At 42.0% G+C, this 23,570-nt stretch carries 18 protein-coding genes and 1 pseudogene; all 19 read right to left on the bottom strand.

Annotated elements, in window-relative coordinates:
* Window positions 1-45: 45 nt before the first annotated feature.
* Entirely contained in the window at window positions 46-2,469 is a 2,424-nt protein-coding gene (locus E4K68_RS13055) for a cyclic nucleotide-binding domain-containing protein (RefSeq protein WP_135379382.1), read from the bottom strand.
* A 307-nt stretch (window positions 2,470-2,776) separates the two neighbouring features.
* The gene (locus tag E4K68_RS13050) at window positions 2,777-5,455 is read right to left on the bottom strand and encodes a calcium-translocating P-type ATPase, PMCA-type (protein ID WP_135379381.1); all 2,679 of its coding nucleotides are present in this window, start codon (window positions 5,453-5,455) and stop codon (window positions 2,777-2,779) included.
* 688 nt (window positions 5,456-6,143) lie between these two features.
* The gene (locus tag E4K68_RS13045) at window positions 6,144-6,686 is read right to left on the bottom strand and encodes an NADH peroxidase (RefSeq protein WP_135379380.1); all 543 of its coding nucleotides are present in this window, start codon (window positions 6,684-6,686) and stop codon (window positions 6,144-6,146) included.
* A 92-nt stretch (window positions 6,687-6,778) separates the two neighbouring features.
* Window positions 6,779-7,488: pseudogene (locus E4K68_RS13040) on the bottom strand (hypothetical protein).
* 4 nt (window positions 7,489-7,492) lie between these two features.
* Window positions 7,493-7,882, bottom strand: a complete 390-nt coding sequence (locus E4K68_RS13035; protein WP_135379379.1) for a PaaI family thioesterase — start codon at window positions 7,880-7,882, stop codon at window positions 7,493-7,495.
* 181 nt (window positions 7,883-8,063) lie between these two features.
* A complete protein-coding gene (locus tag E4K68_RS13030; protein ID WP_135379378.1) occupies window positions 8,064-8,624 on the bottom strand; it encodes an NAD(P)H-dependent oxidoreductase in 561 nt (186 codons plus the stop codon).
* A 93-nt stretch (window positions 8,625-8,717) separates the two neighbouring features.
* Window positions 8,718-9,800 (bottom strand): [FeFe] hydrogenase H-cluster radical SAM maturase HydE, encoded by a 1,083-nt coding sequence (gene hydE, locus E4K68_RS13025; RefSeq protein ID WP_199241765.1) that lies wholly within the window; start codon window positions 9,798-9,800, stop codon window positions 8,718-8,720.
* 118 nt (window positions 9,801-9,918) lie between these two features.
* Window positions 9,919-11,163 carry a [FeFe] hydrogenase H-cluster maturation GTPase HydF gene (hydF, locus tag E4K68_RS13020; protein ID WP_135379377.1) on the bottom strand — a complete coding sequence of 415 codons (1,245 nt, stop codon included), beginning with the start codon at window positions 11,161-11,163 and terminating at the stop codon, window positions 9,919-9,921.
* Window positions 11,150-12,589: an aspartate ammonia-lyase gene (locus tag E4K68_RS13015; protein WP_135379376.1), complete on the bottom strand. Its 1,440-nt coding sequence runs from the start codon at window positions 12,587-12,589 to the stop codon at window positions 11,150-11,152. Before E4K68_RS13015 ends, hydF begins: the two co-directional genes overlap by 14 nt.
* A 100-nt stretch (window positions 12,590-12,689) precedes the next feature.
* The gene (hydG, locus tag E4K68_RS13010) at window positions 12,690-14,108 is read right to left on the bottom strand and encodes a [FeFe] hydrogenase H-cluster radical SAM maturase HydG (RefSeq protein ID WP_135379375.1); all 1,419 of its coding nucleotides are present in this window, start codon (window positions 14,106-14,108) and stop codon (window positions 12,690-12,692) included.
* A 176-nt stretch (window positions 14,109-14,284) separates the two neighbouring features.
* Window positions 14,285-14,530 (bottom strand): TM1266 family iron-only hydrogenase system putative regulator, encoded by a 246-nt coding sequence (locus tag E4K68_RS13005; RefSeq protein ID WP_135379374.1) that lies wholly within the window; start codon window positions 14,528-14,530, stop codon window positions 14,285-14,287.
* A 370-nt stretch (window positions 14,531-14,900) separates the two neighbouring features.
* Entirely contained in the window at window positions 14,901-16,643 is a 1,743-nt protein-coding gene (locus E4K68_RS13000; RefSeq protein ID WP_135379373.1) for an NADH-dependent [FeFe] hydrogenase, group A6, read from the bottom strand.
* A 24-nt stretch (window positions 16,644-16,667) separates the two neighbouring features.
* The gene (locus tag E4K68_RS12995) at window positions 16,668-18,548 is read right to left on the bottom strand and encodes an NADH-quinone oxidoreductase subunit NuoF (RefSeq protein ID WP_135379372.1); all 1,881 of its coding nucleotides are present in this window, start codon (window positions 18,546-18,548) and stop codon (window positions 16,668-16,670) included.
* A gap of 191 nt (window positions 18,549-18,739) precedes the next feature.
* A complete protein-coding gene (locus E4K68_RS12990) occupies window positions 18,740-19,222 on the bottom strand; it encodes an NAD(P)H-dependent oxidoreductase subunit E (RefSeq protein WP_135379371.1) in 483 nt (160 codons plus the stop codon).
* Window positions 19,223-19,521: 299 nt separating this feature from the next.
* Window positions 19,522-20,694, bottom strand: a complete 1,173-nt coding sequence (locus tag E4K68_RS12985) for a cache domain-containing protein (protein WP_135379370.1) — start codon at window positions 20,692-20,694, stop codon at window positions 19,522-19,524.
* Between the two features lie 239 nt (window positions 20,695-20,933).
* On the bottom strand, window positions 20,934-21,254 hold the full coding sequence (locus E4K68_RS12980) for a heavy metal-binding domain-containing protein (protein WP_135379369.1): 321 nt from the start codon (window positions 21,252-21,254) through the stop codon (window positions 20,934-20,936).
* A gap of 71 nt (window positions 21,255-21,325) precedes the next feature.
* Window positions 21,326-22,084, bottom strand: a complete 759-nt coding sequence (locus E4K68_RS12975; protein ID WP_135379368.1) for an amino acid ABC transporter ATP-binding protein — start codon at window positions 22,082-22,084, stop codon at window positions 21,326-21,328.
* Between the two features lie 17 nt (window positions 22,085-22,101).
* On the bottom strand, window positions 22,102-22,752 hold the full coding sequence (locus tag E4K68_RS12970; protein ID WP_135379367.1) for an amino acid ABC transporter permease: 651 nt from the start codon (window positions 22,750-22,752) through the stop codon (window positions 22,102-22,104).
* Window positions 22,753-22,802: 50 nt separating this feature from the next.
* Complete coding sequence (locus E4K68_RS12965) at window positions 22,803-23,444, bottom strand: amino acid ABC transporter permease (RefSeq protein WP_135379366.1); 642 nt, start codon at window positions 23,442-23,444, stop codon at window positions 22,803-22,805.
* Window positions 23,445-23,570 lie beyond the last annotated feature (126 nt).

Here is a 23,570-nt window from a genome sequence, read left to right as displayed (position 1 = left end):
CCTGCATTGCCCTAAAAACTACAAAAGATTTCGCGGTGCATACCGTCAAGCTCTTTCCAACTTCAGGCGAGTCGCACGTTTCTTCTTCGTGCGGAGCAAAACGATAGCCACAGTTATCCCGGTTAACACCAAACCGAACGCAGCGGCAATTCCTTTAGCCATAGATGTGAAGGGAATATTCAAGGATAGAAGACCAGACGACGTTACGTAACCTATTCCAAGAAAGAGGGAATGAACACCAGGGATAAACGCCACTTGATACATAATATGTCCTGCAAGGACTAACGGAGTTAATGCAAAAATTAACTTGACCCGTAGTGAAGCGGCTTTTGTTTTAAAGGGTTTAGCGATCAACCAAGCGAGCGTTCCCCCAAGTAAGGCAGAGGCCCAATAAAAAAGACTAAACCATAGTTTCCAAACAGTGGAAGGCCAAATTCCTTGGAGCGGTTCGAAGTAGTTAAGAGGAATTAAAATGGCCAACATCACCCCGATAAAGAAGGCATATCCCTGGTTAACTCGGACCAAATGCCATACCTCTCGCCCAGCGAACCTTAAATTAACTTGCACAGAACCATTCGGACAATTCCGCACACAGTTGAAGCATAATTTACAATCTAAATTATTATCTAAGTATGGCAGATGTTGAGACATTGGACAGCCTGGGACATTCCCTTTGCCGACATAGCAGTCAAAGGTCGTGCACTTATTCAGGCAAACGGTAGCATCCGCTCGGACCTCCAGCATCGAACCTATAGAGGCAGTCCCAATAAATCCCCCCAAAGGGCAAAAGTGCCGACACCAAGTATGTCGGGGATAGGTAATGCCAACTAAAATCGCAGTGACCTGAATAGAAATTAATAAAATAACCGTATAGCTGGGACTGGAACGCATGTTAGTAAACACTTCTATCCAAAAAATCAGGAGAAACAGAAAACTAATTATGAGAAAATCGTATTTCATAATAAACTTCGGAATTGGGCGGTTCTTATGAAACCTTTTTTGCACAAAATCCATAATCGAAGAAAACGGACAGACCGTACACCACAGTCTTCCTAAGAAAGGAGAAATAATAGCAAGTGCCGGCCACCACAAACCCCAAACTAAAGTGAAAATCTTGGTTCTAACTGCAATTTCGGGAGATAAAAGCAATAACAAGACAAGTGCGCTAAAACCAACAATCGTTACCCGACGTGTCCACGCGATAAATGCTCCATTCTTTAATACTTTTTCTACCTTAGGCCACGCTAGAAGGTTAATCGTATGGCCGCTTTTTTCTGATGTTGGACCAAAAAAGATCTGTTCTAGCCCAATTACATCCTGATCCGCAATATAGAAGGCCCTTTCGATGACTTGTATTAACTCCGAAACATTTCCTTGCTGGTAATGATGAGAGAGTAATAACTGGGTCGCTTCCTTATTCAGAGTGGGAACATTCCGATGGTTCTTCTGAGCTAGTTTCTCCAAAAATCCTTGCGCAAGGATTGGGATATCCCGTTTACGCTCACGCAAGGGTGTAATTTCGTAAGTATGGGCAAAACATTCCCGGAGTTCGGGAATGATAATTCGCCCTAAATCGTCAGGTTCCGCCGGTAAACTTCCGATGACAAAACATTTGTTTTTCTGAAGGTTTAAGGCTTGGGCTAATTTATGCTGGGTATGGGGAGAGATAAGGTTTATTTCCCGTATGAACAACGTTCCACCCTCAGCTATATCGAAGAGATTAGAGTTATACAAAACTGAGGAGTCCTTGGTATCCACGGACTCCTTGATTAAATCCCGCCACTGTTGATCGAAACGTTGTCCTTCTACAACAACAAAAGGAGCAGATTTGCCTGATTGGCGTTGATGTACGTACCAAGCCATCATTTGGCGACCGGTACCTCTTTCCCCCGTTAAAAGCAGGTGTCCCTCCGGGTGAGCAAGTTCCTCCAGTTTACGTTCGACTTCTTTCGTCGTGCGCAAACCTCCCCACAGCCCATAAAATTTATCCTTATACTGGGTTAGTTGTAGAGTAGACCGCAAAATTTCCTTATATTTAGCTTCTGATAATATCAGATTTGCCTCATTCAGCTCCCCAGTCAACTTTCCAATAAACGTAAGGTATAGTTTCGGCCATCGTAAGAGCATGCGTGCAAAGCTTTCGGCTTCCAGTGCTAATACCCAGCATTCTTCTTGGCAAACAATGGTTTTTTTAGCAGATTTACTGGTGAGTAACGAAAATTCGCCAAAGGTAGCTCCAGGACCCAAAGAATTGAGAAGCCACGAACGCCCTTCTTTTGCAACCGTAACGTCAGCCTTGCCTTTAATTAGGATATAAAAGAAATGTTGTTCTTGACCCTGCCGAATGATTTCTGAGCCCTTATCATACTTTTCCCATTCAAAATCACTGGCGAGTTCTGTTAATTCCGCGGCTGTTAAATCCGCTAGAAATTCTACGTTTGATAAACTGTAAACTTTATCGTCATTCATAAACCCTCCACGAGTCGAGTATCAAAATTTGAACGTTGAGAATACTCTCTTGCCTAAACTATAACGTACAAGGGCTGCTTTGCCAACATGCAAAATATTTCCACTATTTCATAGAGATCAAGTTAAGAAATACCCTCCGGTGCCCAAGAGTTATGCTTCTGTAACGCCTTGTATCATTTTATGCCCGAGTCAAAATTACTTAACATAAAATGCGCTGGTAAGAGAATGTCAAACTTCTCTACCAGCGTTTTAATTTATCGCACTAACTTTGGTACTACTTCTTGGGTTGTTTCGGATTGGTGCACGGTTATTGAGCGTCAGCAGTGATTGCTCGAATACCCCTCGTTACGAGCTTTATCACTTCGCTAAAGACCACGACACTAAACGTGAATCCAATCATCTTAAGCCACAAAGCTACTTCAAGCGGAACAGTTTTGAAGACGCTTCCTCCAAACTGTGTGACTAAGACCTGAATTAGGAATGTCAGAAACACGATCCCAACCATGGCCTTATTTTTTAGAATGTTGGCAAATATACTTGTCACTCCGAACTCTCTACTGTTGAACGCATTCCATAGCTGAAACAGCACAAACGAAGTGAACACGATCGTTGATTGTTGTGTTTCCGTACCTCCAAGAACTTGAGTTTTCATGATCAATAACAAGGCTGTAACAATGAACATACCGTTGGAAACAATCTTAAATAGCATGTCCTTCGTAACAATAGATGCATTTCTTTTAATGGGCTGTTTGTCAAGCAAATGCTCTCTCGGTGGTTCTAACCCCAACGTTAACGCCGGCGGTCCGTCCATGATAATGTTGACCCATAACAATTGTAAGGTGGTAAAGGGCATTTTGTACCCCATGACTTCCGCTAGTATAACAGTTAGAAAAGCTACGACGTTCACCGTTAGCTGAAACTGAATAAATCGTTGGAAGTTCTCATAAATTCCTCTTCCCCACTTAATCGCTTTAACAATCGTAGAAAAGGAGTCGTCTAATAGGACAATATCTGCCGCTTCCTTGGATACTTCAGTTCCCGCAATCCCCATTGCAACCCCGACATCCGCTGCTTTCAAGGCAGGTGCGTCATTAATACCATCACCCGTTACAACCACTGAATCATTTTTTTCCTTCAGGAGTTTTACAACTCTCATTTTAGCAGTAGGATTTGACCGTGCGATAACCACAATTCTATCGAGTTTACTCTTCAACTCTTGGTCACTCATGCTATCGATATCCGTAACTTCGAGCACTAAAGAGTCCTTCTTAACAATTCCGAGTTGATTGGCAATAGCTCTGGCTGTATTAATGTTGTCCCCTGTTAGAATTTTAACCGTAATACCAGCTTGTCGACATTGATCAATAGCTTCTTTCACATCCATTCGCAAAGGATCTTCGATCCCTACAAACCCTGTAAATACAAGACCTTTCTCCACGTTATAGATATCTTCCCATTGAGGCTCAGCACTAAAATCATCGAAGGCAAACGCAAGTACTCGCCTGGCATTGTCCTGTAGCTTCGTTATCGATTCTTCAATGGCATTCTTATGCTCCTGGGTCATCGGAATAATCGATCCTTCGAAAAGTAACCGATCACAAATATTCAACACTTTTTCAGGAGAACCCTTTGTATAGAGTCTATAGCCTTTCTCCATGGAATAAGCAGTTGACATCATTTTTCTTGCCGAAGTAAAATTGTATTCACATACAGGATCTCCAACCTTTTTTCGGTAATGAAGATAGTTGATCTTGTTCTTTTCCGCACAGACTAGCAGAGAGCATTCTGTGGGATTACCAAGAAATTCGAAACCATCGTCATATTTCGAGATATCCGCTGTCGAGTTGACACAGAAATTCTCCAGCATTTCATCACGGTGCAACTTATCGACTGGAACCAGCTTCCCATCACACCAAACGTCAACAACGGTCATCCTGTTTTCCGTCAACGTTCCTGTTTTATCAGAACATATGACATTCACAGAGCCTATGGTTTCACACGCAATAAGCTTGCGAACTAAGGCATTGTTCTTAGCCATTTTTTGCATATTGAAAGCTAAGGTAATGGCAACCATTGTTGGCAATCCTTCTGGAACAGCCGCAACAATCAGCGCCACGGACGTAATAAAGGCATCTTTTATCCCAGGAAGGGCCGCTCCGAGATTATTAAAGACAAGAATGCCAGCCCTATACATGTTGAACAACTCGAAAACAAAGATACCAGCTGCCACAATCGATCCAATAATAGAAATTCGTTTGCCAAGATCAGCTAACTTTTGTTGAAGCGGGGTTTGAGATGTGGTTTCTTCTTTGAGTTCATTCGCTATTTTACCCATTTCAGTCGCATCGCCAATGCCAGTTACAATAGCTATGACCCTTCCTTCAATTACCATGGTTCCAGAGTAAAGCATATTCTTTCGTTCTGCCAAGGGGCAATCATCTCGTTCGATTTTGTTGGATCGTTTGGAAACAGCTTCAGCTTCTCCCGTAAGCATGGATTCGTCAATCTCCAGATTGGAAGAATGCACGATCCTCGCGTCAGCAGGAACCTTATCCCCCGTTTCCAAATGTATAATATCCCCCAGTGTCAGGTCGCTTTGTGCTACATAAACAATTTGGCGATCTCTCACCACTTTAACCTGAACATCATCACTTAACTTTGATAATGCTTCAAAGGCTTTATCCGACTTACCCTCTTGAATAACAGCAATCGATGTGGCAATTAAGACAGCCACAAAAATCCCGATGCCATCTGGAATATGACCCATTGCCAATGATATCAACCCAGAAATCAAAAGAATGACAATCAGAGGTTCTTTTAAGTTGTCGAATATCTTTACTAAAATGCTTTCTTTTTCTTTGGGGGTAAAGCTGTTTTTCCCATAGCGAAGGGTTCTGGCTTCAACTTCAGAGGTAGCTAATCCCATCTCTTCGTTGCTAGTTAATTCCGCAATAACTTCATTGGCCTCTTTCTGAAAAAAATCCACGTATATAATCCTCCTTTAAAATTCCACTTGCTAGAACTCCATTAATTCATAACTTTTTAATCGAAGATAACCACTCCTTACGACATATTGAACCTCAGGACTTGGCAATTACTCTAAGGATAGTAACAAAAAAGACCTTTGACACAGCCCAAACTAGGCCATGTCAAAAGTCTCGTTACCTCATAGGTTTACAAAGTCAGGTAAGTCTCCTTACCGGGTATGTTGCCTTTGTAATTCAACTACTCCCTCTTAACAAGAGTAAGTGTACTTCAATTTCGTGAACTTGTCAAACCTATACACCCTATAATAAATTTCCAGGTCTGAAAAGTTTGCCAAAACGATATGACGTGTGATGACCACAAGCATCTATTAGGACCTTTTGCTAGAGCATTAGGACTTTAGGTCTATTTTTTTCTCATGAAGAGAAGGGTACAATTAAACGGAAATTAAACTACGGAGGGATTCTTTTGCTCTGGCACAAAATTAATACCAAAAAACAAAATCTTATTATTATAGGTGGCACCTTATTATTATCAATTCTAGTCGTGGGAGTTAGCTACGCTATTCTACAAATTGTTTAGTAACCAATATCTGTACATAAAAACGGCCTTGAAAAAACCCGCTGCATTCAGCGGGTTTTTCTTTTTGATTGGTTTAATATAATTAGTGAAAATGTATTCAGCAGTTTTTATTTAAAGTATCTTTCTAAAAGACCTTTAAACGCAGACCCATGCCTTGCTTCATCCTTACACATTTCGTGGACAGTATCATGAATAGCATCATAATTTAATTGCTTAGCTTTGGTTGCAATATCTTTCTTACCCTGACATGCTCCAAATTCTGCCTCAACTCTTAATTGTAAGTTCTTTTTTGTATCAGCATACACGACATCACCGAGTAACTCCGCAAACTTAGCTGCATGGTCTGCTTCTTCAAAAGCTATCTTTTTATAAGCCTCAGCTATCTCCGGATAACCTTCTCGATCCGCTTGACGACTCATAGCCAGGTACATTCCAACTTCAGTACATTCCCCTGTAAAATTAGCTCTTAAGCCTTCAAGTATGTCAGAATCAACTCCCTGGGCAATACCGATTTTGTGCTCATCCGCCCACTGCATTACACCCTCCACTTTTTGTGAGAATTTTGCCTTTGGTGCCTTACATTGTGGGCAGTGTTCCGGCGCTTCATTTCCTTCATGAACATAACCGCATACTGAACATATAAATTTCATCGTAATAAATCCTCCTCAAATTTCATAAATTAATTTATGTCTTATTTTATAATCATTTTAAGTATAAATCAATACCTTTGTGAAAATTTCTTTTAGGCTAATTCTTTGACACTTTGAACTAAGGCACCTAGTAATCGATGAAAACCTATGGGATTTTGAGCCGGTACCCTATATTGCTTGTTGATCTCCACTTGCACCGCTGGAATTCTCAATTCACGTGCTATGTAATTAGCGATAGTATTAGGCCCAGAAGCAGGAAAATGGTCATGGGAGATTCTGCTCAACTCAAAGTCTCTAAAATGATGCTGAATCGTTTCTAGCACTCCAGCCTTACCTAGAAGGGTTTTCCCATTATTCGTGCCAAAATCCACATCGAATCCGCGTTCACGGGCTGCTCCATGAATGTCAAGGACGAACTTTACTTTTTCCCTATCACAAATCTCAGCGATTCTTTCCTTATATATGCAAGGGTTGTCAAAATTAGGATCTCCACCATAAAGCTTAGTCGTTGCGATAGCATGACAACCCGTTAGTTGGTTTAATAGGAATACGATAGAACCGGTGAATTGATCGGACATTTTTATTTTTTTTGTCTATAATGCCTTACAGCATGCGGGGCCGACACCAAAACTGGCAACTTCCCGAGGGAAAACCAAAAAGGATCTTCTTGCTTAGGATTCACTCTCTTGTCCGTCTTGTAAAAATAGACTTTTTCTATATTCACAGCTTCATCATTAATCCGAGCTCGATTAAACTCTGCGAGACTATCTTCTGGTTTGCCCAAAGTGTTGCACCCCGTCATCTATTTATTCACTCTTTTTATAGCCAGTGACGCTTACTTGGGCAATATGGTCTTTGTCTTCATTAAACACATCAACATTATAATGAGCAATTTTCTTAGAAACCGATACTTCTTTGGCTTCAGCGATTAAAGTCTTCCCTTTAGATGCTTTTAAAAAGGCAATATTAGCATTAATTCCCACAGTTACGTGTCCACTTGCATTAGCTGCGGCCGCAAAAGCGAAATCTGCTAACGTAAAGATTACTCCCCCTTGGATCATATCAACACCATTTAAGTGGTTCTTCGAAATATTCATTTTCGCTACAGCGTATCCTGGCTCCATTTTAACAAGCTCTATGCCAATAAAAGTAGCAAATCGATCGTTTTTAAGAAGTTTTATCAGTTTATCATCCATTAAATTCTCTATAGCCTCCTCTTCTTAAGATATACTTCTTAACACTGACAAAAGCAATAACAATCTACTCCATATCTAACAACTATTAATTCAATTATGCAGTCGTGGCCTCTGCTAAGGATCTAAAAATAGGTACCGGTTTTTTTAACCACAAGACATGATCCCTGGCTTCAAACGTATCTTATTTTTCATTTAACTCCCGGGCTTTATCCACCAGAGCCTGCAAAAGCTTAGAAATCACATTTCGAGTATAGTCATCCATCAACGTCCCATCCTGATCAAACTTAGTATTTGCATTCATTATAAATACTTCCGGTTTATTAAGCAGCAAGAGATTAAGTACAACACAAACCTGGCGCAAGTGATACTGAGCACGTACTCCTCCAAACATACTAGGGGAGGCACTCATGATTGCCAATGGCTTACCATACAATGGCAAATCCGTACCCCGAGAGGCCCAATCTAAGGCATTTTTTAATACGGGTGGTATTGAATAGTTGTACTCTGGTGTAGCAATTAGGAGTGCATCGGCCAAGGCTATTTTCCTTTTGAAATCTACCACCACTTGAGGAATCCCTTCAGCCTCCAAATCCTCATTAAAAAATGGGATAAGCGCGAGATCCACTATATCTAAGCTTGCGCCCTCAGGCACTAGGTCCCTCGCAGCTCGTAAAGACGCCTTGTTGTATGAATTGCGACGTAGGCTTCCTGTAAAAGCCAAGATATTAATCTTAGTATCCATTTAAAATCACCCTTCCAGAAATTATACAGATTCTTTTGTAATATTGTAACCTTTCCTTCCGATTTGTCCAAATTAAATATCTATGAAAGCTTACTAGCTCGCTCCAAAGCTCTCAGTTGTTCTCTGTGAGATAAACTGTAGACTATCCCCTCTACCCATATCCGCTTCAAACCCCACCGATTGTATCCTACGTTCTATGCAATATCGGCAATCTTCCGGACGATCCTCTACACAAATTTTGTTTTGGTAAAGTTCGTATTGTTTTCTTACGAAGGTGGGGGTGATAATCGGCATCAGAACGTTGGCACCTGCTTTCAAGGCCATCTCTCTGCCTTGCGGATGCAAAGTACCAAGGGCGGTCGTGGCCGGGATAAGGCTATCTGGAATAAGCAGGCGAGCCAGTGCAACCATCACCAACGTATCTTCAATCGTTCCACCTTTTTCCGCACCCAAAGGTGTCTCACTATGCGGAATAAAAGGTCCAATCCCAATCATGTCTGGACGAAGTTCCTTTAAATATTGTAAGTCTTCTGCCAAATCCGCAAACGTTTGCCCAGGAAGCCCCACCATAAACCCAGCGCCCACTTGATAGCCAAGACCTTTCAGGGCAGTTAAACAGGCCCGGCGGTTATCAAAGAGCATCGTCGGGTGTAACGTTTCATACAGTTCTTTCGAAGCTGTTTCATGGCGCATTAGAAAGCGATCTGCACCTGCGGCAAAGAGACTTTGATAGGTTTCCACTCTCCGCTCGCCAATGGATAGGGTAATGGCTACCTCTGGATAACGACTCTTGATCTCGCCAAGTAAAGCAACGAAAATCTCCTCTGTATACCAAAGATCTTCACCGCTTTGCAAGACAAACGTCCGATAGCCTAATTTATACCCTTCATCGCAGCAGGCTAAAATTTTTTCTGGTGTTAACCGGTAACGTTCCACCTTCGCATTGGAAGCCCGAATTCCGCAATACAAGCAATCCTGCCGGCAAATGTTCGAGAACTCGATGAGCCCTCTCAAGTAAACCTTATTCCCGTACTTATCCTGTTTCGTCTTTAGGGCATAATTATAGAGGACCTCCCTATCGGTGTGAGTTATGTTCTCTAAGAGATCTATGATTTCCTCTCTTGCAAGATTGTTCGTTTGATAGGCTTTCTCCAATAAATTATGCAGATTACTCATCTATCGCTCGCTCCCCTCCGTAGTGATCAACTAACCCCATCCAGTAAAGTTCATCGGTTGTCTATCCGCCAATAAAATTCCCTCATCTTAGGTTGGAGATAAGTGGGTTAAATCCCTTTTACAGTAGGTCTTCTTCCAAAGTCATTTTAGCAAGTGGAAATGGTTCGAGCGCTCTCGGGAGTAATCCCTGAACATAGGCAATGAGAATACCGTAGTTTACAATAGGTACATGATGGCATTTTGCACTTTTTACTTTGTTGAGCATCCCGGTTCTGTTCATCATACAAGCTCCACAGTGAACAATTAATGCGTATTTTTTTACGTCATCCGTAAAGCTGGACCCCGCGGAGAATTCAAACTCTATCTGTTTACCAGTTCTCTGCCGGATCCATCTGGGTATCTTCACACTGCCAATATCATCCGATTGCCTGTGATGGGTACACCCTTCTGCTATTAAAACCTTGTCTCCATCCTTTAGTGTTTCAATCGCTTTGGCACCCTTTACAAATTCTGTTAAATCTCCCTTTTGTCTGGCAAATAAGATTGAAAATGATGTCATTAATATGTCTTTGGGGGTATCTGCAGCGACCTTCAAAAAAACTTGCGAATCCGTTATTACCAGCTTTGGTTTTTTAACGAGATTACTTAAGGTTTCTCTGAGTTCGTATTCCTTGGTTACGATAGCCATAGCATCACTTTCCAGTACGTCTCGGATGGTTTGCTGTTGAGGAAGAATAAGCCTTCCCTTTGGAGCTGCCTTATCAATAGGCGTAACAAGCACAACAAAATCACCAGGATTAATTAAATCACCCAAAATTTTAAACTTATCTTGATCCTCTGGTATAACTGAGATGATGGCGTCTTTTAATTCTTTAATTCCCCGCCCTTTAAGAGCTGATATAGCGACGACTAGGGTATTTAATTCTTCTTGAAGACTAGTCACTATTTTTTCATGGTCTTCATTTTCAAAGGTATCCAGCTTATTTAAAACTACTATAATTGGCTTCTTCTTTTCTTTAAATTTAGTCATGACAAACCTATCGTCATCACTAATTCCTGCTTTAATATCTACTATGAGCAGTGCCACATCTGTTTTATCTAGAACCTCCAGAGTTTTATTGATCCTGAGCTGTCCTAACGCTCCCACATCGTCAATTCCCGCTGTATCTATGATTACACAGGGCCCTATCGGTAATAGTTCCATTGACTTAAAGACTGGGTCAGTCGTTGTGCCTTTCACTTCGGACACGATGGCTGTTTCCTGTCCTGTTATAGCATTAATTACGCTGGATTTCCCCGTATTCCTCTTTCCAAATAGCGCTAAATGCACTCTTACGCTTCTTGGCGCTTCATTTAAGCTCATCTAAATCCCTCCGCAAGTTCAACTTTTCCGACATTCCTGGTATTCCCGGTTTTGTGACTTCAAATGGATTCAATAGTTCATCAATCCTCATATCGGAAAAATCAGTTTCCTCTTTCACTATTTCCCTTATTGTCTTATGTTCGTTTAAAGCTTTTCTTGCAATGTGACCGGCTTGATCATACCCTAAATGATGAACTAAAGCTGCAACCAGTACTGCTGACGTTTCGAGAGTTTCTTGGCATTTTTCTTTATTGGCTATTATTCCTTCAATGCACTTCTCTCTAAAGATCGTGACTCCATTATTCAGAAGTTCTAGGGATTCCAACAAACATTCCGCGATGAGAGGGGTAAAGGCATTGAGCTCAAGCTGCCCTGAGGAAGCAGCCATTGTAATCGCATAATCATTTGCCATAACTCTCATGGCAACTTGGGCAATCATCTCTGGTATTACCGGGTTCACTTTTCCCGGCATAATTGTCGAACCGGCCTGCATCTGAGGGAGCTCTATTTCACCGAACCCTCCCTTAGGCCCTGAAGCTAATAATCTTAGGTCATTTGATATTTTCAACAAATTGGTACTGCAGGCTTTTAAAAGCCCTGAGACTTCTACGAAAACATCGTTATTTTGGGTTATATCCATGGGATAATCAGATCTAGCTAACCCTAGTCCTGTTAACTCCTGAATGGTATCTGTGATCATAAATATGTACTTGTGCGAGGCATTAACCCCAGTACCAAGGGCAGTACCCCCAAGATTAATTAGTCTTAATCGTTCTTCGACTTTGTAAACTCTCCATCGATCTCGTTCCATTGCCTTTGCATAAGCACCAAATCCCTGTCCAAGCATCATTGGCAACGCATCCATAAGCTCAGTCCTGCCAAGCTTGATCACATCACTGAATTCATTTTCCTTTCCCTGTAACGCTTCCTGAAGTTTCGCAAGGGAATCGCTTAATTTTCTGAGCAAATGAATTGCGGCAATTCTAAGTGCTGTTGGATAAACATCATTGGTCGATTGCGACATGTTCACATCATTTAGAGGATGTACAAGATCATAGTCACCTTTTGATCCACCTAATATCTCAATGGCCCTGTTAGCAATGACCTCATTCACATTCATATTAGTGGATGTACCTGCTCCTCCTTGAAAAGCACTTATCATAAATTCCTGATCAAATTTCCCTTGTATAACTTCCTCACTTGCCTGAATTATGGAATTTGCTTTATCCTCTGTCAGTTGTTTTAATCGTTTATTTACACTGGCCGCCGCCTTTTTAATTAAAGCAATTTCATAGATAAGCTTTAGATTGACACTTTTGGAACCTAAATTGAAGTTTTCTTGGGCTCTTCTTGAGTTAATTCCATAATAGTTCGCTTCCGGAATCTTCCTTTCTCCAATATGGTCCTTTTCTATTCTAAAGTTCATGTTATCTCCTCCGAGGAATTTCCTCCACACATTTAGACTGTAATTTTTGCCAAAGTACTAGTCAATTGCTCGTGGCGATTGACTAGTACAAAGAAGGCTGTTAGAAACGGAAATCTCGCTTTCCTTCTTTAATTTCGTTCAAATGCTCTATTGCAATTGCCCGAACCTTCTCATTTGGTATGCAGGGAATCTCATTTTCAATTACTGCCTCACCCTTTTTCTTGGTATCCGGCGAAGCATAATCCTCTAAATATTCTTTAAGTGTCATTAAAGCATTTGGCTGACAGCAGTTTGCAATCTGCCCTGCCTTTACAAGGCTCATAAAACGATCACCGGTACGCCCTTCACGATAGCAGGCGGTGCAGAAGCTCGGAATATAGCCCAATCCCAAGAGCCAGTTTACAATCTCATCCAATGTGCGGGTATCGTTTACTTCGAATTGCGCCGAGTTATCATCCGGTGCTTCCGGCTCAACATATCCACCAACACTGGTACTTGAGCCTCCGCTTATCTGGGATATGCCCAATTTTAACACATGTTCGCGGGTTGTTTGCGATTCTCGGGTGGAAATAATCATCCCCGTATAAGGGGTGGCAATACGAATAACAGCCACAATTTTTGCAAAAATATCATCTGAGATTGCATCCGAAAAACTTTTTGGGTCTATATCATCGGCGGGGCGGATGCGTGGAATGCTGATGGTATGTGGCCCCACACCCATTGCTGCTTCTAAATGCTCAGCATGCATGAGCAAACCGACAAAGTCATAACGGTACATATTTAAGCCGAACAAAACTCCAATTCCCACATCGTCAATACCGCCCTCCATGGCACGATCCATCGCTTCGGTATGATAGGCGTAGTCGTGCTTTGGCCCTGTGGGATGCAGCTCCTCATAGCTTTTTTTGTTATAGGTTTCCTGAAAAAGTATGTAAGTTCCAATATCCGCTTCCTTGAGCTTGCGATAATTTTCTACAGTTGTTGCAGCAATATTAACATTGACGCGGCGGATAGCTCCGTTTTTATGCTTAATACTATAAATGGTCTTCATACTTTCTAGAACATATTCAATTGGATTGTTCACAGGGTCTTCTCCTGTTTCTAAAGCTAAGCGTTTGTGTCCCATATCCTGCAAGGCGATAACCTCTCGCACAATATCCTCCTGCGAAAGCTTTTTACGAGATATGGTTTTATTTTTATTGTGATAGGGACAGTACACGCAGCCGTTTACGCAGTAGTTTGAAAGATATAGTGGAGCAAACATGACAATACGGTTGCCATAAAGCTTTTGCTTAATCTCCTTAGCCAGTTTGAACATTTTTTCTTTTTCATCTTCCAGATCACATTCCAGCAGAACAGCAGCCTCGCGATGCGTTAAGCCCTTACAGTCTTTTGCACGTTCTATCAGGCTATCAATCAGTTCTCGATTTCTTTTGTTTTCCTGTGCATAGGTAAGAGTGGCAAGAATTTCACCATCATCAATAAACTCCGTTGCATTTTTCGACTTACATTCATACATAGCCTAAAACTCCTTTTTAAAGATTAATATTAGTTATTTTTTTAACTTTCTTAGAGTGAAAGTTTGCTTAGAACCATGGTGTTAAAGGGAAAAGTTCTCTACCAATAGGCACATTGACATTAGAGAACACCTCGTTTCTTTCATATACATCAACTACCAGAATAAATTCATTCCTCTTATTTTTTGGTTAATGCTGATTTAACATTGACTCCTCGAATTTTTCCCAATTTTCCCGTCATTGCACTAATTTCATCTGAGCTCCCCTCAACGATCAATGAGATAATCGAGATGCCCCTTTCCTTGCGTGGGATTCCCATTCTTCCAACTATGATGCCTGCCATCTCATGTAAAGTTTCATTAACTTTACAGGCACTTTCGAATTCTTCAACCACAATGCCAATAACGCCTATCCTCTTATTCATGCTTGGTTTCCTCCAAAACAAAAAAGCCTCCTACAACTGTAAGAAGGCTACAATTAGCATTAATTTTGACCCTTCTCCTCTTGCTCAGAACAATCCTTACAATTGGGTAAAAGTTTTGTCGATCCACTATGCCAGAAACCTCCAGCACAACAGATAAATTCACTTTCCACTCTATATGAAGTTCTTCCAAAGGAAATAATATATCTGCAAGAAATCATCTCGTAAACCCGTGATGAACTGTAATCTTCATTCATAATGATATGGTTAATAATTCATGTACGATTAGGAACCACAAGCCAATAACCTTGTGGTTCCTATTAAATTTCAGAAGGAACTTTTACATCCATTGGGACCCATTTATAGGACTAGACTAGATTTTCTTTCGTGCTGTATAGCTTGTATGCAGCAATTGATGTGCCCTTTTTCCGTATGGTTCGCCCAAATAGTCTTTGTACAAGCCTTTAATAGCCAAATTTTCGTGTGACTTACGTAAGGGCTTGGCGCGATCTTCACGGTAAATTGCTTCTGCTCGGGCTTTAAGAATGTCCATGTTACCATGATGATAAGGTTGTCCGCCGCCCCCGATACAGCCACCTGGGCAGGCCATTATCTCAATCACGTCATAATTGATTTCCCCAGCTTGTATTTTCTCCAAAACAGCGCGGGCGTTACCTAGACCGTGAATGACTGCACTCTTGTAGTCCCGTCCAGCGATTGGAATAACCGCTTCCTTGATGCCATCCATTCCCCGAAGAGCCTCAAACTCCACTTTTTCCAGAGTTTCACCAGTTAGCACCTCGTACGCCGTCCGTAGAGCTGCTTCCAGAACTCCGCCAGTCGCTCCGAAAATGACAGCTGCACCGGTCGATTCCCCTAGGGGATGATCAAACTCCTGGTCTTTAAGGTGATCAAAATGAATACTGGCTTCCCGAATCATACGAGCAAGTTCGCGTGTGGTGATGACAATGTCCACATCTGCGGTTTCCGCACCTTGCGAAAGTTCCGGGCGGGCCGCTTCATACTTTTTAGCTACACAGGGCATTACGGAGACAACGGTAATAGTTTTTGGATCAATTCCCAAAGTTTTAGCATAATAGCTCTTGATTAAGACCCCCAACATCTCATGAGGGGATTTGCAGGTTGAAGGGATGTCTAATAGATCTGGGAATTGATGCTCAAAGAATTTGACCCAAGCGGGGCAACAACTTGTAAGTAGAGGTAGACGTCCACCATGTTGAATACGATGAACAAGCTCAGTTGCTTCCTCCATAATCGTCAAGTCAGCAGCAAAGTCCGTGTCAAATACGCGGTCAAAACCCAGTCGTCTGAGAGCGGCAACCATTTTCCCAGTAACAATCGTCCCAGGTTCTAAACCAAATCCTTCCCCCAGAGCAACCCGTACGGCTGGTGCTGTTTGTACGACGACAAATTGGTTCGGATCGTTGAGAGCTTTCCAGACTTTGTCGACTTGATCTAATTCTGTTAAAGCACCAGTAGGACATACTGCAATACATTGTCCGCAGAACGTACAAGCGGTTTTGCTAAGAGGTAAATCGAAGGCCGTTTTAACCACCGTTTCAAAACCACGCCCCACTGCAGAGTATACGCCGACTGTCTGTACTTCATTACACATCGTTTCACAGCGGCGGCAACGGATACATTTGTTAGGATCTCGAACAATGGAAGCACTCGATCTGTCGATTTCGAACTCTGATTCTTCCCCTTCATACGAGATATGGCGTACGCCCAATTCCGAGGCTAAAGACTGAAGATCACAGTCTTGATTTTTAGAACAGGTCAAACAGGATTTAGGGTGATCCGAAAGCAGGAGTTCAACCATAGCTCGTCTGGCCTGGATAGCACGAAGGGAATCAGTTTTAACGACCATGCCACTCGACACAGGAGTTGAACAGGAGGAAGCCAGATTGCGTCGACCCTCGACCTCGACCACACATACTCGGCAAGACGCTATATTATTATTGTAATGCATTTCATTAAGTTTTAGATAGCACAAGGTTGGAATGTCTATGTTTATAGTTCGAGCTGCTTCTAAGATGGACATTCCCTCCGGTACTGTAAGGGCTATGTCATTGATAGTTAGCTGTATATCCATACGGAGTCCTCCTTTAGGGGTATCTTAACGGCGGATAATTGCACCGACGACGCGGCATTGTTCCATGCATGCCCCACATTTCAGGCAGCGTTCTTGGTCGATGGTGTGACGCTTCTTGGATGCGCCCGTAATACAATTCATGGGGCATTTCTTGACACAAAGGGTACACCCTACACATTTATCTGTGATTTCATATTTCAACAAGTTCTTACATACACCGGCCGGACAGGTTTTATCGACAACATGCGCAAGATATTCTTCGCGGAAATATTTCAAGGTGGAAAGAATGGGATTCGGTGCACTTTGGCCAAGCCCACAAAGGGCCGTGTCCTTAATGATATTGCACAGTTTCTCCATATTGTCCAAATCCTCTAACGTTCCTTTGCCTTCTGTGATCTTGGTCAGGATCTCATAAAGACGTTTAGTACCAACTCGACAGGCAGTACAGCGACCACAGGATTCATCCATCGTAAATTCCAAGAAGAATCTAGCAATATTAACCATACAATCGTCTTCATCTAGGACAATGAGTCCCCCAGATCCCATCATGGAGCCAATAGATGCTAAGGACTCATAATCTATTGGGGTATCTAAAAACTTGGTCGGAATACATCCACCAGAGGGGCCTCCAGTTTGTGCTGCCTTAAACGTTTTATGGCCTTTGATCCCTCCGCCCATGTTAAAAATGATTTGCCGGAGAGTGGTCCCCATGGGAACTTCGACAAGCCCTACGCTGTTAACTTTACCAGCCAAAGCGAACACTTTAGTTCCTTTGCTTTTTTCAGTGCCTATTCCAGAAAACCAATCGGCTCCTTTTAGAATAATGGCAGGAATATTCGCCAACGTTTCTACATTGTTGACACAGGTAGGTTTACCCCACAATCCCTTTTGGGCAGGAAACGGAGGTTTAACTGTAGGTTCCCCGCGGGACCCTTCGATAGAATGAATCAGAGCGGTTTCTTCCCCACAGACGAAGGCCCCAGCTCCGTATTTAAGCTCAATGTCAAAGGAAAAATCACTGCCTAAAATGTTCTTCCCTAATAACCCATATTCACGGGCTTGGGCGATGGCGATTTTTAAACGATGAATGGCTGCTGGGTATTCTGCCCTGACATAGATAAATCCCTCGGAAGCCCCAATTGCTGAGCCAGCGATGAGCATTGCCTCTAAAACGCTATGAGGGTCACCTTCCAAAACAGAACGGTCCATGAAAGCACCCGGGTCCCCTTCATCCGCATTACAAATGATGTAGCGTTGGTCGGCCTCACTTTTACGTGTAAATTCCCATTTTGAGCCCGTCGGGAAACCAGCGCCGCCACGTCCTCTGAGTCCACTTACTTTTAGAGCATCAATGACATCTAAAGGAGTCATATCGAAAAGGACTTTCGCTAAGGCTTGATAACCATCTACCGCGAAATATTCAAGAATATTTTCAGGTGCAATATAACCCACATTACGGAGGGCAATGCGAAGTTGGCCATCATAGAAAGGGAGGTTGGTAGCGAAACGCTCCTTGGTATTCGGATCCATATATAGAAGGTGTTCTATTGTGTTTCCTTTTATAAAGTGTTCTTCAACAATCGTTGCTACATCTTCGGCGGAAACTTCACAATAGGTAATGTTGTCTGGGTGGATTTCGATCATTGGGCCCTTCTCGCAAAAACCAAAACAGCCAGGTTGGAAAACCTTAACCTGTTCGGATAATCCTCGCTGGTTCAGCTCTTCTTCCAGAACTTCTGCTATGCGGGGACTGCCTGAGGAGTGGCAACCAGGTCCCCCACAGACCATAACATGCCTTACCAGAGCTTTTTCCGTACTAACAGAATTAGTGGCTTGACGTGATCCCATAAGTTCAAGGCTTTGGGCTCTTAATGCATTCAAGGCATCGGTATTTTTGAGTTTCATAAAGCTTTTCCCTTCCTTCGGTGACGCTTCATACCATAGTCACATGTGCATTTAAGCTGATTTCTCCGAAGATTAACCCCAATCACACTTCTACTTCGTAAGTGGTAGATAAGCGGAGCTAAGTCCCTAGATAAGTTCAGCTAAACTCAATGGGTAGTTATACTAATTAGTTTCCTGTTATCCTGTTAACTTTACGGGCGATATTCAGCAAGGACTTCATTAATATTTTGTGCTTCTTGCATTCGTCCATGGACTTTGCCATCGACGATCATAACCGGGGCGAGCCCACATGCTCCCACACAGCGTAGAGTTTCCAAGGTGAATAGATTGTCTGGTGTAGTCTCTCCAGCTTTGATTTTTAACTGATTTTCTAGTTCATCTTTTAATTTATCCGCACCTCGCACAAAACAGGCTGTGCCCATGCATACGTTTACTACGTGTTCCCCTCTAGGTATCATTGTGAAAAACGAGTAGAAGCTCACAACACCATAGACTGTAGCTGAAGGTATATTAAGTTTCTGTGCAATATGCCACTGTACATTGTCGGGCAGATATCCATAAATTTCTTGAGCGTAATGTAAAACGCCAATAAGGTTTTCTTTTTTGTGAGTTAGATTGTCGATATAGTCATCCAGTTTTTGAGCAAACTCATTAGGCGAAGCGCTGTTACACATTGAAATCCTCCTTTAATTAAGAGCATTTATCTGGCTACTTTTACACCTCCCTTAATTGGCTTGAATTATTAGTTTGCGATTTGGCCTGAGGAAGACTAATGAATCTAGACTTAGTTTAGCCCTCATTACCCATCCTGTCGTGTTTATGAACATTAAATAAGTATTTTGTGAATAAAAAAAACAAATGAAACGTTTTATTAATTTAGAAAATTCTATTTAAGAGTTAAGTAACTTAAGTAAGTGTCTCTGTCTTATATTGTTCAAAACGAGAAAAAGACCCCATAGGGGCCTTTTATCACTTAGAACTGAATAAATAGCTTGACTGGTCGTCCAACCGTGCCGTATTTTTGTTCGGATTTTAACAACCCGCTATTCTCCAGAAATTCGAGGTAGCGTCGTACCGTGACCCTAGTAAGCTTAACTCCTTCTGCGACTTCCTCTGCTGAAAGGGGTCGGCGGGTCGCTTGCAAAAATTGTACTATCTGCCCTAGAGTGGCTTGATTTAAACCCTTAGGCAGCCCCCCCTCTCCAATGCATCCAGCGCTATCTAGCCTAGATAATTGCTTAGACTCAGGAACGACAACACGATCAATGCTTAACTCAGTCATCTCTCGGTCACATTCGATCGGCTCTATGGGCTGATTAATGTCATTTAACGTTGGGTCATACCTAGGATTACCCGAGTTTGCCCTGTTAATCTCCTCTGTAAGCGATTGGATTTGCTCTACCATTTGGTTAAAAGCATCCTCTAATTCCCCAATTTCCTTGGCCCCGGAAACTTTAACCGTTTGGGTGAGATTCCCCGCTGCTACGTCTCTTGTTCCTGCTACGATATTGTGCAAAGGGTAGATGATAACCTTTTGAAGGAAAAACATTGTAAGAAGAGCTACCGCGATCGTTAAAGATAGTCCTATTCCGGCCATGGTGATCAAAGATCTCGTAATAATTTCCAGCTCATAAGCATGGGAAATTCCTACATAAAAGATTCCAATAATCTTACCACTCTCTGCGCGTAATGGAACATAACCCGTTTGGTACCACTCGCCTACTACATTAGCCTGCCCTACATAGGTCTGTCCATCCTGCAATACTTTCTGAGCTACACTAGTCGAAACCTTAGTACCAATCGCCCGTTCGCCGTTTGAACCACGCACTGTTGTAGCTACCCGCGTCTCCCCGAGAAATAGAGTAACAGTGTCCCCCGTCAGATTGGATAAGTGGTCAACTAATTCATTATTGAGACTGATTTTATCGGGTCCTTTATATAGATTCCCGTTTTGCTCTGACCACGAGCCAGGAAATTTCTGATCAATAATTTCGCCACAGGTTGCTAAATCTGTTTGTACTTTAACAATTGCAGCTGCCACAGCGCGATCCTTCATGTAGAAGCCGAGAGTCACTAGGAAGCTAGCCGCTAGTAGGACAAGCGAACCTACTAGCAATACAAAAATCTGATGTTTAAGCGAACGCACAAGTGCACCTCTTTCGTGACTTTTATCCTATTTTGTATCAAAAAAGAACACTAATGAATAAATTCGCGAATTATGTGAAAATACCTTCTTTTTCTTTGAATAAAATATACAAGTTATTAAATGATTCTGATAAAGTTTCAATGAACAAGAAGAAAAAACCACCCCTGTGGAGTGGTTCTCTTCTGGTTCATTGAAATGAAACTTACATGGCAATCAATTTTCCATATATTCAATAAGTACTACTCTATACGAACTGCAGTACCAGAAGCGCTAACCATTAACATACTTCCACTTTGGCCGATGACTTCATAATCTAAGTCAATTCCCACGACAGCATTGGCTCCTAGCCGTGCGGCATGTTCTTCTAATTCACGCAAGGCAATTAGCCGAGCATCCTGTAATTTCTCCTCATAAGCTCCAGAACGACCGCCGATGACATCCGTAATGCTAGCAAAAAGATCACGCATAATATTAGCACCCATGATAGCTTCCCCAGTAATAATCCCCATATAAGCTGTAATTTTACGGCCCTCAATTGAAGGTGTGGTTGTCATAATCATATCCAATACCTCCCAGTTTTCACAATCTAAGATGATTATATCCGATATTCCATGTTTTTGCATTTGCTGCATTACAGCATTTTCTCCAAAAACGTTTTTATCCTCGGATGACGAGGATTTTCAAAGAACTCTTTCGGGCTACTGTCTTCCAAAATCTTACCATCATCCATAAAAATCACCCGGTCGGATATTTCTTTAGCAAACCCCATTTCATGGGTCACAATTAACATAGTCATATGCTCTTGAGCAAGTTTTTTGATGACATTCAATACTTCTCCCACTAACTCTGGGTCTAATGCTGATGTCGGTTCATCGAAAAGCATAATATCTGGGTTCATGGCTAGAGCACGAGCAATGGCCACCCGTTGTTTTTGCCCCCCGGATAATTTGGAGGGGAAGGCATCTTTCTTCTCCAGTAGCCCCACCTTTGCTAATTGCTTCTCGGCAATTTGACTTGCATCCGCTTTCGTCGCCTTATTTACGGAGATGGGCGCTTCCATCACATTGCCCAAAGCTGTCATATGGGGGAAAAGATTGAAGCTTTGGAACACCATACCCATTTTTCGATAGGTTGCCCTTACTTCTTGATGAGTGGCAGTAATCTTAGTTCCTACATCACCAGCTGCCTCTACAACGATCCCTTCTATTTCAACTATGCCCTGGTCAATCATCTCCAATTGATTCATACAGCGAAGCAACGTGCTCTTACCTGACCCGCTGGGACCAATAATGGCGACAATTTCCCCTTTTTTTACTTCTAGAGATACCCCTTTCAAAACATGGAGGCTGCCGAAATATTTATGAATATTGCTCATGCGTATCATCGTCATTGGTTTATCTCCATCTCCTATTCATAAATCGAATACATCTTCTCTAATTTCCCAAATAGTTTGACTAGAACAGAAGAAATAATTAAGTACAAAACAAATGCCACAATAAATGAGGTAATATCAAAATCCCTGGTGAAAATCTGGGTTGCAATACGTAATAAATCAGGCATACCAAGAACGGCCAGAAGGGCAGTATCCTTTACTAAGTTTACTGCTTCGCTGCATGTAGGGGGCAAAACACGTCTCACAGTTTGGGGAATGATTATTCGACGCATCGTCTGGGAATAAGTCATCCCCAATGCTTTGGCCGCTTCATATTGCCCCTTGTCGATAGATTCTATTCCACCTCGAAAAATCTCCGTCAAATATGCCCCATAATTTAGAGCATAGGTTATCGTCGCCGCGGCGAAAGGAGAAAGCCTAATGCCAATTACAGGTAAGCCATAAAACATAAAGAACAACTGGAGTAGCAATGGCGACCCCCGCCAAACCCATGTATATAAGAATAATATCTTTTTGATTATTTTTGAGTTGCTTACTTTGCCAATAGCTGCTATAAGCCCCAAGGGCAGAGCCAAAAACAAGGTAGCCACATAAATCTTCGCAGTTAACTTTAAACCCGATAAGATAAACGGAAGTATATTAAGAACATATTCCATATGATCCATTGTTTTATCTTGTCCCCTCACGTTCGCCTATAATTGTTCTGTTGTTTTCGTTATTCGTAGATCGAATATTTCTTTTCTAATTTGGTAAACGCTTGAACCAATATGGAGGAAACAATTAGATAGATAATAAAGGCTATAAAAAAGGCTGTAATTTTGAAATCGGTCGTAACCACTTCCTTGGCCGAGCGTAACAAATCACCCATACCAATAGCCGCCACCAGTGCCGTATCCTTAAAGGTGAGAAGGGCTTCACTGCAGGTGGCCGGCAACACCCGTCTGATCGTTTGGGGAATGATGATCCGTCGCATTGTTTGAACATAGGTCATTCCTAAAGCCTTGGCGGCTTCGTACTGCCCTTTGTCTATCGATTCAATCCCTGCCCGAATAATTTCTGCTTCATAAGCTCCTACATTCAATACAAATGCAATGACCACTGAAACCATTGGGGATAACTTGATGCCAAAGTGAGGTAAACCAAAATAAATAAAAAATAATTGAAGCAAAAGTGGTGTACCCCGCCAAATCCAGGTGTATAAAGATAAGATCCTTTTGAGAATTTGGGAGCCGGACACTTTGCCGATTGCTACTAAAATTGCCAAAGGAAAAATCAAAATGATTACAATCCCATAAATCGTCAGCGATAGCTGCAGGCCCTTAAGAAGAACGGGCAATATTGTCAGCACATAATCCATCGTTTTCTCTTATCCCCTTATGATAGTCTTGTATACTTTTAACTCAGGCAAGGTATTTTATGGTTTCCAAAAATAAGGAATAGGAAGTATTTTCTCAACTTCCTATACTTCCTATCCTTATTTTTA

It is taken from the genome of Desulfosporosinus sp. Sb-LF (assembly GCF_004766055.1).
Classification (GTDB): Bacteria; Bacillota; Desulfitobacteriia; order Desulfitobacteriales; family Desulfitobacteriaceae; genus Desulfosporosinus.
The sequence above is the reverse complement of the archived record's forward strand: the minus strand, read 5'-3'. Positions and strand labels throughout refer to the sequence as shown.